This is a genomic window from Dactylosporangium sp. NPDC000555 (genome assembly GCF_040300025.1).
Classification (GTDB): Bacteria; Actinomycetota; Actinomycetes; order Mycobacteriales; family Micromonosporaceae; genus Dactylosporangium.
Genome location: NZ_JBEPDB010000084.1, coordinates 1 through 15,975, shown reverse-complemented (window position 1 = coordinate 15,975; position 15,975 = coordinate 1). Strand labels below are relative to the sequence as shown.

Annotated in this window: 15 protein-coding genes; 10 read left to right on the top strand and 5 right to left on the bottom strand. The window is 69.9% G+C overall.

From position 1 onward, the window contains the following. Genes ABT297_RS34875 through ABT297_RS34850 form a run of 6 tightly spaced genes read left to right on the top strand, consistent with a single transcriptional unit; the run spans position 1 to position 5,975 of the window. Positions 1-1,179 (top strand): M24 family metallopeptidase, encoded by a 1,179-nt coding sequence (locus ABT297_RS34875; protein ID WP_350556745.1) that lies wholly within the window; start codon positions 1-3, stop codon positions 1,177-1,179. Then, positions 1,176-2,027 (top strand): alpha/beta fold hydrolase, encoded by an 852-nt coding sequence (locus ABT297_RS34870; RefSeq protein ID WP_350556744.1) that lies wholly within the window; start codon positions 1,176-1,178, stop codon positions 2,025-2,027. Before ABT297_RS34875 ends, ABT297_RS34870 begins: the two co-directional genes overlap by 4 nt. Next, the gene (locus ABT297_RS34865; protein WP_350556743.1) at positions 2,027-3,013 is read left to right on the top strand and encodes an ABC transporter ATP-binding protein; all 987 of its coding nucleotides are present in this window, start codon (positions 2,027-2,029) and stop codon (positions 3,011-3,013) included. The genes ABT297_RS34870 and ABT297_RS34865 overlap by 1 nt, the downstream gene beginning before the upstream one ends. After that, the gene (locus ABT297_RS34860) at positions 2,997-3,989 is read left to right on the top strand and encodes an ABC transporter ATP-binding protein (protein WP_350556742.1); all 993 of its coding nucleotides are present in this window, start codon (positions 2,997-2,999) and stop codon (positions 3,987-3,989) included. The genes ABT297_RS34865 and ABT297_RS34860 overlap by 17 nt, the downstream gene beginning before the upstream one ends. Positions 3,990-4,002: 13 nt before the next feature. Beyond that, positions 4,003-5,205 (top strand): dipeptidase, encoded by a 1,203-nt coding sequence (locus ABT297_RS34855; protein WP_350556741.1) that lies wholly within the window; start codon positions 4,003-4,005, stop codon positions 5,203-5,205. A 41-nt stretch (positions 5,206-5,246) separates the two neighbouring features. Continuing rightward, on the top strand, positions 5,247-5,975 hold the full coding sequence (locus ABT297_RS34850; RefSeq protein WP_350556740.1) for a GntR family transcriptional regulator: 729 nt from the start codon (positions 5,247-5,249) through the stop codon (positions 5,973-5,975). 124 nt (positions 5,976-6,099) lie between these two features. Here the strand turns inward: ABT297_RS34850 and ABT297_RS34845 are convergent, their stop codons facing one another. Next, a complete protein-coding gene (locus ABT297_RS34845; protein WP_350556739.1) occupies positions 6,100-6,774 on the bottom strand; it encodes a hypothetical protein in 675 nt (224 codons plus the stop codon). Between the two features lie 166 nt (positions 6,775-6,940). Between ABT297_RS34845 and ABT297_RS34840 the strand changes: the two genes are divergently transcribed. From ABT297_RS34840 to ABT297_RS34830, 3 genes are all read left to right on the top strand, one after another. Next, positions 6,941-7,936, top strand: a complete 996-nt coding sequence (locus ABT297_RS34840; protein WP_350556738.1) for a C40 family peptidase — start codon at positions 6,941-6,943, stop codon at positions 7,934-7,936. Between the two features lie 164 nt (positions 7,937-8,100). Continuing rightward, positions 8,101-9,594, top strand: a complete 1,494-nt coding sequence (locus tag ABT297_RS34835) for a hypothetical protein (RefSeq protein ID WP_350556737.1) — start codon at positions 8,101-8,103, stop codon at positions 9,592-9,594. Between the two features lie 403 nt (positions 9,595-9,997). After that, positions 9,998-10,732: a hypothetical protein gene (locus tag ABT297_RS34830; protein WP_350556736.1), complete on the top strand. Its 735-nt coding sequence runs from the start codon at positions 9,998-10,000 to the stop codon at positions 10,730-10,732. 92 nt (positions 10,733-10,824) lie between these two features. Here the strand turns inward: ABT297_RS34830 and ABT297_RS34825 are convergent, their stop codons facing one another. Then, positions 10,825-11,556, bottom strand: a complete 732-nt coding sequence (locus tag ABT297_RS34825) for an amidohydrolase family protein (protein ID WP_350556735.1) — start codon at positions 11,554-11,556, stop codon at positions 10,825-10,827. 282 nt (positions 11,557-11,838) lie between these two features. On the opposite strand from ABT297_RS34825, the gene ABT297_RS34820 reads away from it, so the two are divergent. After that, positions 11,839-13,641: a glycosyltransferase gene (locus ABT297_RS34820; RefSeq protein WP_350556734.1), complete on the top strand. Its 1,803-nt coding sequence runs from the start codon at positions 11,839-11,841 to the stop codon at positions 13,639-13,641. A 44-nt stretch (positions 13,642-13,685) separates the two neighbouring features. Here ABT297_RS34820 and ABT297_RS34815 read toward each other — a convergent pair whose 3' ends face one another. The 3 genes from ABT297_RS34815 to ABT297_RS34805 form a co-directional block, all read right to left on the bottom strand. Next, on the bottom strand, positions 13,686-14,072 hold the full coding sequence (locus ABT297_RS34815; protein WP_350556733.1) for a VOC family protein: 387 nt from the start codon (positions 14,070-14,072) through the stop codon (positions 13,686-13,688). Positions 14,073-14,142: 70 nt separating this feature from the next. Continuing rightward, entirely contained in the window at positions 14,143-15,267 is a 1,125-nt protein-coding gene (locus ABT297_RS34810; protein ID WP_350556732.1) for an NHL repeat-containing protein, read from the bottom strand. Between the two features lie 415 nt (positions 15,268-15,682). Continuing rightward, a partial coding sequence (locus ABT297_RS34805) for an aminotransferase class I/II-fold pyridoxal phosphate-dependent enzyme (RefSeq protein WP_350556731.1) occupies positions 15,683-15,975 on the bottom strand: 293 nt, incomplete at its 5' end.

Genomic DNA, 15,975 nt, shown 5'->3' with positions numbered 1-15,975 from the left:
GTGCGCCTGCCCGACAGTTTCTACTCGTCCGTCCGCGCCGAGCTGACCGAGGCACTCGGCGAACGCGACCTCGACGGCTTCCTCGCCACCTCCCCCGCCGACGTGGCGTACCTCTGCGGGTTCTTCTACATAGCCACCGAGCGCCCGGTCTACCTGTGGATGCCGCGCTCGGGCGACCCGCTGCTGGTGATTCCCCGTCTCGACGAGGAGTACGCGGCCCAGCAGCACGTCACCGTCGAGACGGTCAGCTACTTCGAATACCCCGGCGTGGTCACCGCCGAGCAGACGCTCGCCGCGGCGCTGGCCGGCCGCGGGGCACGCCGGATCGGGGTGGGCGCCGGCGTGTCGGTCGGGGCGTTCCGCGCGCTGTCGACGGCCCTCGGCGACGCCACCACCCTCAAGACCACCGACGCGGTGGCCAGGCTGCGGCTGCGCAAGCTGCCCGAGGAGATCCCGTTCCACGAGGCGGCGGCGCGGATCTGCGACGAGATGCTAGCCGCGGGCCGGGAGCTGATCGCCGACGCGCTGCGCCGGGGCGGTGAACTGCCCCGGGAGGACGAGATCGCCCGGCACGTCATCGGCTACGGCACGGACCGGATGTACGCCGACTACGACATGGTCGTCTACACCACCAAGCTGGCCGGCGGGCTGGTCTACGCCGGGCCGAACTCGGCACTGCCGCACGGCCTGCCGACCCGGCGGCGGGTCCGGCCCGGCGACACCCTGATCCTCTCCCTCGGCGCGGCGGTGGCGAGCCGGTTCGTGGAGAGCGAGCGGACGTTCGTGATCGGCGAGCCGACCCCGGAGCAACAGCGCTACTACGAGGCCGACCGGGAGGCCCAGGAGGTCGGCACCCGGGCGATGGTGGCGGGGCGCACCTGCGCCGAGGTCAACCGGATCTGCCTGGACGTGCTGCGCGACCACGGTCTCGGCGACTACATCCAGCACCGGCAGGGCCACGGCATCGGGCTGCAGAACCACGAGCCGCCGTGGGTCGAGGACGGCGACCACACCGTCCTGGCGCCGGGAATGCTGCTCTCCAGCGAGCCCGGGGTGTACGTGCCGGGGCACGCCGGCTACCGCATCTCCGACACGGTACTGGTCGAGGAGACCGGGCCGCGCCGGCTCACCAGCTACCCCCGCGACCTGGCGTCCAACATCCTCGAGGAGGTTCGATGAGTTTCCACGAGCGGCTGAACATCAACGGCGCCGAGCTGGTGGTCGAGGCGTTCGGCCCGCAGGACGGGCCGGCGATGATCGTGCACCACGGCGCGCCGGGGCTCGGCTCCCGATCCGAGCCGAAGCGGTCCTTCGGCCCGTTCGCCGACACGTTCCGGGTCATCGTCTTCGACGCCCGGGGCTCCGGCGAGTCCAGCGACCACGAGCCGTTCACCCACGCGCAGTGGGTCGCCGACGTGGACGCGATCCGCGCGTACTTCGGCCACGAGCGGATCGTCATGGCCGGCGGATCGTACGGCGGGTTCATCGCGCTGGAGTACGCGATCGCCCACCCCGACCGGGTCTCGGCGCTCGTGCTGCGGGACACCGCGGCCGACACCGCGCACGACCACCTCGCCGTCGAGCGGGCGAAGTCCACCGACCGGACGGTCATTCCACAGTGGGCGATCGACCGGATCGGCACCGGCCGGTTCGAGAGCGACGACCAGCTCCGCGAGTACTGGAAGGCGATCCTGCCGCTCTACGACCACCAGCACGACCCGGCGAAGGACGCCGCCCGGCTGGCCTCGACCCGGTTCCACTACCGGACGCACAACGCGGCGTTCGGGCAGAACATGCCCCGGTACGACCTGAAGCCGCAGCTCCCGGCGATCACCTGCCCGACCCTGGTCACCGTCGGCCGGCACGACTGGCGCACCCCGGTGGCCGCCTCGGAGACGATCGCGGAGCTGGTCCCCGACGGCAGGCTGGTCGTGTTCGAGAAGTCCGGCCACTCCCCCCAACTCGAGGAGCCGGAGCTGTTCCAGCGGACCGTCCGGGACTTCCTGGCCGAGGCCGGAGTCGTGTGATGGCGCTGCTGGAGGTCGAGGACCTGCGGGTCGGTTTCCCCGGGCCGGGCGGCACATCGGTACGGGCGGTCAACGGCGTTTCCCTCGCCCTGGAGCCCGGGCAGACGCTGGCCATCCTCGGCGAGTCCGGCTCCGGCAAGAGCGTCACCGCGCAGGCGGTCATGGGCATCCTCGACACGCCGCCGGCGCAGGTCAGCGGGTCGGTACGGCTGCGCGGCCGGGAGCTGCTGACGCTGTCGCCGAAGCAGCGCGACAAGGTCAGCGGCGAGGAGATCGGCATGGTCTTCCAGGACGCCATGGCCGCGCTGAACCCGGTCTTCACGGTCGGCGAGCAGCTCGGCGAGCTGCTGCGGGTCCGGCGTGGACTGTCCCGGTCGCAAGCCCGGCGGCGCGCGGTCGAGCTGGTCGACCGGGTGCGCATCCCGGCCGCCAAGGACCGGGTGCGCGACTACCCGCACCAGTTCTCCGGCGGGATGCGGCAGCGCATCATGATCGCATTGGCCATCGCGCTGGAACCGGCCGTACTCATCGCCGATGAGCCGACGACCGCACTCGACGTCACGGTGCAGGCCCAGGTGATGGAGCTGATCGCCGAGATCCAGCGGGACAGCGGGATGGCGCTGCTGCTCATCACGCACGACCTGGGCGTGGTCGCCGAGGTCGCCGACGACGTGGCGGTGATGTACGCCGGCCGGATCGCCGAGCGGGCCACCGTGGAGCAGATCTTCGCCGGCCCGGCCCACCCGTACACCGAAGGGCTGCTCGCCTCGATGCCCCGGATCGACCGGCGCGACGAGGAGCTGTACGCGATCCCCGGCGCCCCTCCGAACCCGGCACGCCTGCCGGCCGGCTGCCCGTTCCACCTGCGCTGCCCGCGCGCCGACGACGTCTGCCGGTCCACGCTGCCGCCGTTGTCGCCGCTGCCGTCCGGCCGGGCCAGCGCCTGCCACCACCGGGAGGAGCTGCTGCATGCCAGCCACCGATGACCCGGTGCTCCGGGTCGACAAACTGGTCCGGCACTTCCCGGTGAAGGGCCGGCTGCCGTTCACGTCCGGCGGGATGGTCAAGGCCGTCGACGGGGTGTCCTTCGACCTCCGGCGCGGCGAGACCCTGGGGGTCGTCGGCGAGTCCGGCTGCGGCAAGAGCACGCTCGCCCGGATGCTGGTGGGGCTGGAACGCCCGACGTCCGGCGAGGTGCGCTTCGGCGACGCCGTCGTGCACACCGCGCGGGGTCGCCACCTGCGGGAGCTGCGCCGGCGGATCCAGATCGTGCTCCAGGACCCGTACACCTCGCTGAACCCGCGGCGGACCGTGCGCGACATCCTGCTCCAGCCCTTCGAGATCCACCCGGACGTGGTGGACCGCCGGCACCGGCTGGACCGGATCAAGGAGTTGCTCGACCTGGTCGGTCTCGACCCGTCGCTGCACCTCGACCGCTACCCGCACCAGTTCTCCGGCGGCCAGCGGCAGCGGATCGGCATCGCCCGGGCGCTCGCCCTGCGGCCCGACGTCATCGTCTGCGACGAGCCGGTCTCCGCGCTCGACGTGTCGGTCCAGGCCCAGGTGGTCAACCTGCTGGAACGGCTGCAACGCGAGCTCGGCGTGGCGTACGTCTTCATCGCCCACGACCTGTCGGTGGTCCGGCACATCTCGGACCGGGTGGCGGTGATGTACCTCGGCAAACTGGTCGAGACCGGACCGGAGGCGCCACTGTACGACGCGCCGCGGCACCCCTACACCAAGGCGCTGCTGTCGGCAGTCCCCGTGCCGCAGCCCGTGGGCCGGGCCCAACGGAAGCGGATCCTGCTCACCGGCGACCCTCCGAGCCCCGTCGACCCGCCCTCCGGCTGCCGGTTCCGGACCCGCTGCTGGCAGGCGACCGAAACCTGCGCCCACGTCGAGCCGGTGCTGACCGGCGACGGGCAGTCCGTCGCCTGCCACTACCCGCTGCCCGTCCCATAAGGAGAAAAGCGCTGTGCTGCAAGAACCCGCGACCCGGTATCAGGGCCACAGGTCCTACTCGTACCTCGAGCCGCACCTCGACTACCAGGACTTCGACCTGGCCCTGGAGGTCGGCCGGGTGCCCGAACACGACCTCGAGCTCTCCGAGGCGCAGCGGCAGCGGGTGACCCGGCTGCTCACCGAGCACATCGCGATCTCGCTGCACGAGCACCCCGTGGTCCTCCCCGCAGACGTGCGGCAGCTGCGCACCTACAACCGCACGGCACGCCAGCGGACCGGGTACGAGGGTCTGGCGCGCTCCGGCCTGACCGCGGTCTTCGACAACTTCATGGCCGGCGCTTCCTGCGTGACCAGCGAGAACGGCTGGAAGTGGAACGACCTGGTCTATGCGCTCGGGATGCGCCTGAGCGACCTCTACAAGCAGGACCACGTGCGGCTGGCCACCTCGGTGGGCGACATCCGGGCCGCCAAGCGCGACGGTCGGCTCGCCCTGGTCGCCGGGCTGGAGTGTTGCAGCCCGATCGAGAACGAGCTGGACCGCATCGACATCCTGTACGGCTTCGGCGTGCGGCAGCTCGGCATCGCGTACAGCCAGGCGAACATGCTCGGCGGCGGGCTCTCCGAGCCGCGGGACGGTGGGCTCACCCACTTCGGCCGGCGCGCCGTGGACCGGATGAACAAGCTCGGCATCGCCATCGACGTCTCACACAGCGGCGACCAGACCTGCCTGGACGTGATCGAGGCCAGCCGGGTGCCGGTGCTCATCACCCACGCCGGCGCGCGGTCGGTGTGGAACACTGCGCGGATGAAGCCGGACGACGTGATCCGCGCCTGCGCCGAGCGGGGCGGCGTCATCGGCATCGAGGCCGCGCCGCACACCACGCTTTCCGAGAAGCACCTGGAGCACTCGATCGAGTCGGTGATGGACCACTTCACGTACTGCGTCGACCTGGTCGGCATCGACCACGTCACGTTCGGCCCGGACACGATGTTCGGCGACCACGTCGGGGTGCACGACACGTACGCGGGGAACTACGCCCACGACAGCGGGCCGAAGCCGTCGCATCCCCGGGTGCAGTACGTCTCCGGCCTGGAGAACCCCGGCGAGGCGTTCGGCAACATCGTCGGCTGGCTGGTCAAGCACGACTATTCGGACGACGAGATCGCCAAGGTCATCGGGGGGAACACCCTGCGCGTGCTTGAGCAGGTCTGGTAGCTGCCGCTACTACACTCCGTACGGCGGAGAGGTGGGGATGGATGGCACGGCGCGAAACCGCGCTGCAGGCCGCGCAGCTGCGGTTGCGCGAGCTGATCGGCAGCGAATTCCGGAGCGGTGACAAGCTACCGAACGAACGGGAGCTGGCGGACCTCTTGGCGGTCAGTCGCGCCACCGTGCGCGAGGTCCTCGGCCAGCTCGCGGCCGAGGGCGTCCTGACCCGCACCTGGGGCGTCGGCACATTCGTCCGGGATCCGGCCGAGCGGGTCCCGGTCTCGATCAGCGACGTCACCGCACTGCGCGACCGCATCACCGCCTCGGGCCATAGCCCGGCCCTCCAGGACGCGGCGGTGAGCCGCACCTCCTGCCCGGACGACTGCGCCAAGATCCTCGGCCTGACGCCCGGCGACCCGGTGTGGCGCGTCGACCGCCTCTTCGCCGTCGACGGGGTGGCCGCGGCCTGGATCCGCGACCACCTCCCGCTCACCCTCGGCGGCCGGGACCTCGACCCGTCGGGCCTGCTCAGCATCGACCACGACATGTTCGAGTTCCTGGCCGGCGCCACCGGCATGCCGGTCCGCCGCGCCGAGATCGAGTTCTCCGCGGTCCTGGCCGACGAGGAGTCCGTCGGCCGCCTCGGCGTGCCGCTCGGCCACCCCCTGGTGAGCGCCACCCAGATCGGCTACACGGCCGAGGAGCTGGCCCTGTTCCACGGCCATATCACGGTCCGCACCGACGTCCTGACACTGCGGATCACCCGCGCCGGCTGACCGCCGCGCGGGCCGGCCTCGGCGGGCGCGATGCCCGTCGCGGCGCAGCCGTTGCGGCACTCAGTGGTGAGCGCCCCGTGGGCGCCGCAGCGGCTGCGTAGCCGCCGCTTCACTCAGCCGGCGCTCAAGTGGACGGCCGGAGTTCGATCTGCATGAAGACCGGGCCAGTGCACCACATGCCTTCATTTCCGGCGTTACCGACCGTCGCGTAGCGCCTGAACTTCACCGGTCCCTGCTTGAAACTTACCGTCTGGCGGATGATGTGGGTCCGTTTGATGGACGTTCCGCCAAAGAGATAGATGTGCTCTTCGACGCCCGCCGACCAGTACTGCTTCCCGGTGTCGTCGTAGAGCTGTCCCTTGGCCAGCGCGACGGACTTGCCTTTGATGCCCGCAATGTAGCGGACGACGACCTTGTCGATGTATGCGCTGCTCTTGCTCACGTTCCTGACGTACCAGGTCGCGACCATAGCGAATTGCTTGCCCTTGGCGCAGGTCTCCTGGTTGCCGCCGGTGGCGTACAGCTCATCGCTCTGGTGGGTGAACGGGCCCTTGCCGCGCAGCAGGCGAGTGGTCGTAACTTGACGGTAGCTGCCGTCGGCCGCCCCTGCCGTGATGTCGGCCGCCCCTTCCGTGACCACGCCCGGGACCGAACGCGCCGTCAGTGTGGTCCCGCCGCTCCCGGGCGCCGCCTGAGCTCCGGCCGCGCCAACAGCGACGAGACCGGCGATCGCCGCCAGGGCGGCGGCGATGAGGCGGAACTGACCTGTTCTCCTGGCACCTGCAGAAATTCGTCTCATCCCACGATCTGAACTGTCCGCCGGCTGTCCCGTCGAGACGGAAGCTGGCCGGAACAGTTCGGGACGGCCGGTCCGGCTGCCCAAGCAGTACTGAACAGACCGGCGTCGGCCGCGTTCGAAGGACCTCGCCACCACATCCGACGGTGACCGGCACCGCGGCAAGCGGATGAACCGTGTCCGGCACCCCAACCAGCGACTGCGCGCGAAACTCCCGCACATCGGCACCAAGTCCGCGAAACGGCTACTGAAGCAGCGCCGCCGCAAGGAAACCCGCTTCGCGGCGGACCCGAACCACCGCATTGCCAAGCGCATCTCGACCGAGGCCGAACGCGCCGAACGCGGGATCGGAACCGCGCCGGACTGTCCCGGACGCTCTGCCCTCTCGCGGGACATCGATCGGTGCCGTGTGCTGACACCGACAACGTCCGCAACACGACGGGAGCACATCGTGCGGAGCAAGCTCGGCATCACGCGACTCGGCCGGATCGCCAAACTGGCGTTGGCAATCGCCGCAATCGGCATCGCACTGGTCGGCACGGCGGGCCTGGCGCGCGCCGCCAGCACCAAGTCCTCGTGCACCACCGGATCGGTTGCCGACAGGGCCATCTGTCATGCCCACGAACAACGCGAGAAGCCGTACGTCTGGGGCGGCAAGGGCCCGCAGAACTTCGACTGCTCCGGCCTGACGCACTACGTGTACGCGAAGGCCGGCTTGAAGTGGTCGTACTACACGGCGGAGGGCCAGTACAACTACGGTCGAACGAAGCACTGGACGGTCTCGACCAAGGACCTGCGCCCCGGTGATCTCCTGTTCTTCGACTGGAATGGCGGTGAGATCGACCACGTCGGCATCTATATCGGCGGCAACCAGATGATCGAGGCCTCGTCGAGTAGCGGCAAAGTCAAGGTAACGCCGCTGTCACTGTTCCACAAACAGCACATGAAGAGTTCCGCGGTGCGGCCGGCCGGTGCCCCGAATGCGAAGTCGACGGAGACCAAGTCGCCTTCTCCGAAGTCCACGAATACCGAGCGGCCGTCCCCGAAGCCGACGAAGAGCGCGCCGCCGTCTCCGAAGCCGACGAAGACCGTGCGGCCGTCTCCGAAGCCGACGGCGGTGGACGGCTTTGCCAATGAGACGGTGATGATCTACCAGGTTGGATAGCCACGCGAGTCCAGTACGGCGTCCGCCGATCATTGAGGTCGGCGGGCGTCAGCGTGTCGACGAGTTTTCGCCTCTTTACAAGGGCCGATGCTTTCGGTGGAATGGGTCGACCATCCGAGCCGGACAGCGTCCGGCTATCTTGCGGGGAAGAGGCGGATGTGCGGGTGCTGAACGATGACGCGCCGATCAGTTCGGCGTCGGACAATAAGATCACCGAGCGTGTTGAACTGCCGGCCGCGCGCCAGGATGCGGGCGGCATCGGCGTAGCGGAGGCCGCGGCCGGCGTGGACCATGCCACTTCTCCGGCCCAGTTCGTCGCCGCGATGGCCGCGCTGAAGCAATGGTCCGGATTCACCTATCGACAGTTGCAGCGCCGCGCGCAGCAGGCCGGCGACGTCCTGCCGCACAGCACGGCCGCGGCCGCGCTCACTCGCACCACCCTGCCGCGCGAGGACGTGGTCGCCGCGTTCGTACGAGCTTGCGGCGGCGACGAGTCGTCGGTCGCGCGGTGGCTGGCGACTCGCAAACGCATCTCCGCGACGGCGGTCCATGGCACTGCGAAGCCGGCCCAACCCACCACCGGCAGCGATGAGCCGGCGCCACTCGGGCCCGCCCTCGCCGCACAGCCGGTGCCAGGCCAGGTGCCCACGCGACCGGAGCTCGACCCGGCGGCCGTACAGTCGAAGCCCGACCCAGCGGCCGCGCCGCCGGAGCTCGACCCGGCGGCCGTACAGCCGAAGCCCGACCCAGCGACCACTCAGCCGAAGCCCGACCAGGCGGCGACGCAGCCAGAGCCCGAGCCAGCAACCGCACAGCCGGAGCCTGACCTGGCGGCCGCGCCGCCGGACGAGCGCCTGCCGGAGTCGCCGGCGATCGTCGAGCCACCCGTCGCTGTCGAGGTCGTCCGGTCCGCTCCAGAACTCACCGCTGACTGGCTCCCGGAGGGCGACTGGCCGGAGAGCGACCTGTTGGGACCCGGTCAGCCGCGCACGCAGAGCGCGCTCAACAACGCCGTCTCCGACCAGGACCGGGGCTCGTGGACCGGCATCCACCGCTACGACCCCGCCGTCGAGGTGCCCCGACCGGCGGGGATCCGTTGGCTGATCCCGCCGATCGCTTACCGCACCGGGTGGGCTGCGCGGGTCCTGTCCGGTTTGCTGGTCCTGCTGCTCATGGTGGTGGCGACGGCGATCACGGTGGGGTTCGTCCGCGACCAGGGCAGCGATCGGACGTCGTCACCGAGCATCGGCGTCAGCGAAGCCGCAGACTCGGATACCGACGACCTCGGCACCGATCCCGACTCGGGCACCGTCTCGACCGGACCGAGCACCCAGCCCGGCGACAAGCCTACCGAATCCACCGCCACCAAGGCCCCTGCGCCGTCGACCTCGGTCGTTCCGGCCCCGGCCGCTTCGAACCCGGTCGTTCCCGGTATGACGGGGCAACCAGGTCCCGTGGTCAAGGATTCCCGCACCGCCCCCGCGACCCGGACGACGACGACAACGGCCGCCGCCACCTCCCCCGCCTCCGGCCCCAACCCCGGTAGCGGAGGCGGGGGAGGTGGCGGCAAGCCGCCGGTGTGTACCGGCCTTGTCTGCACCGTCGGCCCCACGTCCGGCACAACACCGCCCGACTGCACCCGGGGTTGCGTAGGCTGATCGCGGTCCGGGACTGTCCCGAGCGCACTGACCTGGGCGTCCCGGACTTTCCGAGAAGGCCGCCGGTGGGCTGTCGCACGAATGTCGATGTTGGCGAGCGCCGACCGGCCCGCTCCGCCCACCCGCCGCGTGGCGGCCGGTGGCAGGACCGCTGCACCGCGATCAGCGGGGTCCTGCAGGTCGTGGCGGGCCGACCACCCAAAGGTGACCAAGGCGCCGACCGGAAACCCGCAAGGCGCCACCCCTCATGGACGGCTATGTGTCAGCCGCGTGGACAGATCGAGGTCGTCGCGTGGTCCTCGGGTTGACGTTGCCGGACGGGATCGGGACCGTCCCGTACTGTCTCGCGCAGCCGGATCGGTTGATGACCTGCTCGGACGGCAGTTGACTCCCATCGACGTGATTGAAAGGGGGACGGCGTCCCCTGACCCTGTTCCTCGCCCTGGCGGGCATCCTCGCCCTGCTCGGCGTGGGCGCCGGAGCCGCCCAGGCTGCGACCAAGACGGCGCCGCCCCGGAAGGTCAAGACCAGCGTGCGGTTGGACCAGGTGCACTGGCAGCGGGTGCCGGGCCTGGGCAGCAACACCTGCGTCGCTACGAGGATCCGGGGCACGATCGAGTACGAGTACCTCTGGGTGCTCGGGCCGATGCCACACCCCGGGCAGCCACAGAAGACCTTCCCTTCGCTGAACAAGATGACGATCGTGGCACCCCAGGTCGTCGTATCGGCGTGGACCAAGTGTTCCGCGGCGGGGCGCGAGGCGTTCAAGCTGAGTGGGACGTCGTTCGAGCAGCGCTGGCTGAACAGCAACGAGTGCAGCGCGAACGGGCTGTCGCTGAGCGTCGGTGGTCTTCCCTGGGTCGTGGCCGTCGGTACGACGATCAACTGCGGCGAGACCAGCTACATCGGCCGTAAGAGCAACTTCTCCAAGAGCGACAACGACTACCGGGAGTCGAACAGCAACGTAAAGATCGACATCAAGTCGAGCGCGCTGAAGTGGAAGGGCAGCCGCGCCACCGGCGAGTGGGCCTGCGCGCGGGTGGAGGTCGGCAGCCGGGTGATCAAATCAAACCGGAACGACAATTTCGGGCACGTGTTCTACCCGTGCATTCACCTCCCGGCGCAACGGAACGTCTGACCCGGGTCCCGGGCTGGTCACGGCACCGGACCAGCCCGGGACCGTGACCAGCAGCGATACGGGGCACTGGGCGACCGGCCGTTCTTCCTCGGTCAGGCGGTGCGCCGCCCCTCGCACCAGGTGCCGGTGATGTTGATCCCGGCGATCCGGTCGGGATCGCTGGACACCGGGTCACGGTCGAGTTCGACGAGGTCCGCGGCCGCACCTGCGCGCAGCACGCCCGCCCGCCCCGCTACCCCCAGCGCCACGGCCGCCTCCCTGGTGTACGCCTCGAGGGCCCGTTCGACGGTGAGGCCCTCCTCCCGGTGGACCACCGCGCCACCGGCGACGCGGCGGGTGACCGCGGCCTGGATGCCGACCAACGGCGACAGTGCGCCGGCCGGATAGTCGCTGCTGGCCGCCACCGAGGCGCCCGCGTCGAGCAGCATGCGCATCAGGATGAGCTTGAGCGGGCTGGGCAGCGGCAGCATGGTCAGCTCCGCGCCGAGGTCGTGGAGGCAGGACGGCTGGGCTACCACGCTCACGCCCGCGTCGGCGAGTCGCCGCGCGGCGGCGGGGTCGCAGACCATGGCGTGCTCGATACGGACCGGCGTACCGAGCCCGTCGACGGCGTCGAGCGCATCGGCGACCGCGCCATTGCCGACGGCGTGCAGGGCCGGCGTGAGGCCGCGGGAGACGGCCGCGCGGACGGCGGTGCTCAACCGGTCGCGGTCCAGGACCCGCAGACCGTTGTGCCAGAAGCCGTCCGGCCGGCGCGCCGGCGAGCCGCCGCGCCGGGACAGTGCGAGGGCCCGGCGGCCGTGGCGCAGCAGCGCCAAGGGCATGCCGGCGGCCGAGCGGAGGAACTGCCCAGCGGTGAGGCACAGGTCGCACCGCTCGCCGCCGTCGACGAGGATCTTGAAGCCACCGAGCGGGATGCGAGGGTGGCCAGGATCTTGCCAGAAGTAAGTACTTACTTACCCGGTTCCGCAAGCGCGGCGTCGATCACACCGTGAGCCCGGGCGGCAACAGCACGTCGCGCAAGGCCCACGATCTGCGGAAAGATTGAGCCGTCGATACGTGTTTGGACGGCGCGCTGATCGAGGCGGGGAACGACGGGGGCGGCAATGATCATCACGCTGGTCATCGATACGTTCAATGTCGGCAACAATGGGACCACGGTGTCGGCGATGCGGTTCGCCGACGGCCTCATCTCGCGAGGGCACACCGTGCGCGTGGTCGCGTGCGGCGAACCGGGTGACACGACCGGGCAGGGGCGGGAGGGACCTGAGATGTTCTGGGTCCCGGAGCTCGTGGTGCCGATCGCGAGCCGCCTCGCGCATCGCCAGAACACCGTGTTCGCCAAGCCCGTCCGAGAGGTGCTGATCGCCGCGATCGACGGCGCCGATGTCGTCCACATCTACCAACCCTGGCCGCTGGGCCGTGCCGCCGAGCGCATCGCACGCCGGCTCGGCGTGCCTGCCATCGCCGCATTCCACATACAGCCCGAGAACATCACGTACAACATCGGCCTGGGCTGGTTTCCACCGGCCGCACACCTCGTGTACATACTGCTGCGCCTGACGTTCTACGGACGCTTCACCGACATCCATTGTCCGTCGACGTTCATCGCGGCGCAGCTACGCCAACACGGGTACCGGGCACGGCTCCACGTGATGTCCAACGGTGTGGGCAGCGGCTTTCGGCCGGGGCCGGCCCGAATACGCAGCGCCGATGAGCCGTTCCGGATACTCATGGTGGGCCGTTTCTCTCCCGAGAAGCGGCACGATGTTCTGATCCGGGCCGTGCGGCGATCGCGTCATGCCGCACGCATCCAGGTGTACTTCGCGGGGCACGGCCCACGGGAGAAGCGCCTGCGCCGGATGGCCTCGAAGCTCGCGAACCCGGCACAGTTCGGCTACTACTCGCAAGAAGAGCTCGTCGAACTCATTCATGGCTGCGACCTGTACGTGCACGCCTCAGACGTCGAAATCGAAGGGGTGTCCTGCATCGAGGCGTTCTCCTGCGGACTCGTGCCGGTCATCTCCGACAGCAGGCGAAGCGCGACCGGCCAGTTCGCGCTCGGGCCCGGAAACCTGTTCCGCTCCGGTGACCCGTCATCGCTCGCCGAACGAATCGACAACTGGATCGACGATCCGGCGGCGCTCGATGCCGCGTCGGAGACCTATGCCCGCTACGCCGAGCTCTACGCGGTCGGCCGGAGCGTCAAGGCGATCGAGCGGGTCTATGCGCGGGCGGGCCACGCACCGCAAGCACCGGCCGGATACACCGGTCGGCTATACCGGCTGCTGTCGAACGCCTTCTACTACGTGATAGCGATTCCGCTGCTGTTCCTCTGGACGCGGGTGATCCTGGGTGTCCGCACCGAGGGCGAGAAGCGGCTCCCCCGCGTCGGCGGCGCGCTCACGGTGTGCAACCACGTGCACCTCCTCGACAGCGCCCTCGTCGGACTCGCCTTGTTCCCGCGCAGACCCGTCTTCACCTCGGCGCCGATAAACCTCGAGCACCGCTGGTACGGCGGCCTGGTGAGATTGCTGGGCGGCGTCGCCGTACCGCCTACCCCGGCGGAGCTGCCGCTCTTCTTCTCGGAGATGGAGCTCTTCCTCGCCCAAGGAAGGATCGTGCACTTCTTCCCCGAGGGGGAGCTGAAGCCGTACGACACCAGCCTGCGCGACTTCAAGCAGGGCGCGTTCCGCCTCGCCGCCCAGGCGCGGGTGCCCGTCGTGCCGCTGTCGATCCGGTTCACCCCGCCGACCGGGGTGGGGCGGGTGTTCCGTCGAAAACCCACGATGGTCATCGTCATCGGCGAGCCCATCGTCCCGACGACGACCGACCCCCGCAGCGACCGGCGCATCCGCATGGAGCTCGCACGGCGCCGCATGCACGATCTGATCACGCGCGTGGCGTAGCGCCGGCCGCGGGGCTCACCGCCATGGCGGGCATCGGCGGCGGATCACCTCGGATCGCGCCGCAGCGGGTGGTCGGCGGGGACCTCGACGAGCACGATACGCACGCCGTCCGGGTCCTCGATCCACATCTCGACCAGCCCCCACGGCTCCGGCCGGGGTGCGCGCGTGACCGTCACCCCCGCCGCCACAAGACGTTCGTGCTCGGCCCGGACGTCGCGGACCTGCAGCCAGATCCGGAGCGGTCCTGCTGTCTCGTCGTGGGATGTGCCTGACACCTCGAGCAGTCCCTGGCCGAGGAAGAAGACCAGCCCTGGACTCTCGGGCGGCCCGAACTCGCGGTACACCGCCAGTCCGAGGATGTCCCGGTAGAAACGGCGACTGCGCTGCGGGTCGGACGGGCGTAACAGAATGCGGCTGCTGAGTACCTCCATGGCTCGATCATGCCGCGTGCGCACCGGCCACGAGTGGCCGGCGCGCACGCGCGACAGTGGTGCCTGCGGCTCAGTGGAGCAGCCTGAGCTCGTTGTTGGTGTCGTCGACGAAATAGACGCCGTGGTTGTCCGGTGCGACGGCGAGCCCGAACAGGGCGCCCGCGCCGAGGTCGTCGAGGGTGCGGAACGCGACCTGCGCGCCCCGGTGCGGGTTGGTCTCGACGATGTTCCCGTCGCCGCCGTTGACGGTGAGCACGTTGCCGTTGGGTGCGATCGCCAGCCCGAGCGGGCCGTTCAGGTGCTCGCCCTGGGTTACGGTGCGGCCCGTACCCGCGCTCGTCTTGCGCACGATCGCGTTCGGGATGGCGGCGATGCGGCTGGCGACGGTGTCGGCGACGTACAGCGTGCCGTCCCAGCCCAGGCCGACCCCGGTCGGGCCGATGATCAACGCATCCGGGTCGGTCTGCTCCGTGAATCCCGAGGCGATGGTGGTGGTCTTGCGCAGGACCGGCGGCTTGTCGCCCTCGATCTTCAGCTCGAGTCGCAGCACGGTTCCCTGGTTGGTGGTGGGCGGCTGGCCGCCGACGATCCCGTTGAGGACGTTCGTGACGAACAGATCGACCGCCCCCCCGAAGTCGGCCGCGGTCATGTCCCACGGGCCGTTGATGCCGTTCCCGGAGAACGTCTCCCGGACCTTGCCCTTGCTGTCGAGGACGATCAGGCAGCCGGCCTGAGCCGTCGCGGAGCTGCCGTCCGCCGTCGGCAGGCTGCCCACGATCACCCAGCCGCTGCGCAGGACCACGAGCGCGGTGGTCAACCCGACACCACCCGGGCACGCGCCCGGCAGCTTGCCGGCGTCGATCTGGGCGAACAGTCGGACGTTGCCGTCGCGGCTGATCTGCACGATCGTTGTGCCGGTACCTTGCTTGTTGTCTGCGTTGTTGAAGTTGCTGACGAGAACGTCGCCCTTGCGCAGCTTGTCCTTGCTGCGTGGGATCACCGCGACGCCGTAGGGATTGACGTCCCCGTTGGCCGGCACGGTCGACGCGACGACGTCGACCTTGTGGAACTGGTTGATGAACGGTTTCCCGAAGAACCCTTCGCTCGTCGAGTGAGCGCCGGCGCTCGGGGCGAACGCTCCGACCGCCAGCGCGGTCACCGCCGCGCAGATGACGGCCTTTGCTGTGAACCTCACGACTTGTGTTTGCCTTCCTACACTCGTGAACCGGATGAGCGCCCGCCTCCGCCGCGTTCGCCTTTGTCTCGTTGCAGGCGTGGAGCAACTGCGTTCGCGGGCCGCGGTGCCGTGGGCTTCCCGGATTCCTCCGACAGAAACCGCACAATCCAGAGCGTGGATGCGAAATCGGTGGATAGAGAGGCAAATATGCCGGATATTTAATTTGTATGTTTTAGACTGATTCGACGCCAGTCCGACGTGTCCGGGGGCTAGCGCCTGTTTCATAACTGAGGCGGGGCTGCGGCGGGCCCAGATTCCGCCTGGCGGCGTCCCGCACAAGCCCGGTTACAACACCGGTAGCCTGGCTCCCGCGGGCCACCACCAGACGAAATCTGGACTCCGCCTCGCTCCCACCCCAGTCATGAAACAGGCGCTAAGCGGCAGGGGCCGGGAGGGCGCCGGTCGCGGCGCGGGCGGCGGCGTCGGCCAGGGCCGGGATCGCGGACAGGTCCAGGGCCGACACCGTGATGCGGACGGCCGGCGGGGTCGCGATCCGATACAGCGCGCCCGGCGCCACCGCGTAGCCGGACTCGCGCAGCCGCGCCACCGCGGTGGTCTCGTCGGGGACCGAGAGCCAGGCGTTGATGCCCGTCCGGCCGGTCACCGTGAGGCCGCGCTCGCGCAGAGCGGCGACCAGGGCCGTGCGGCGGGCCTCGTACTCGGCGC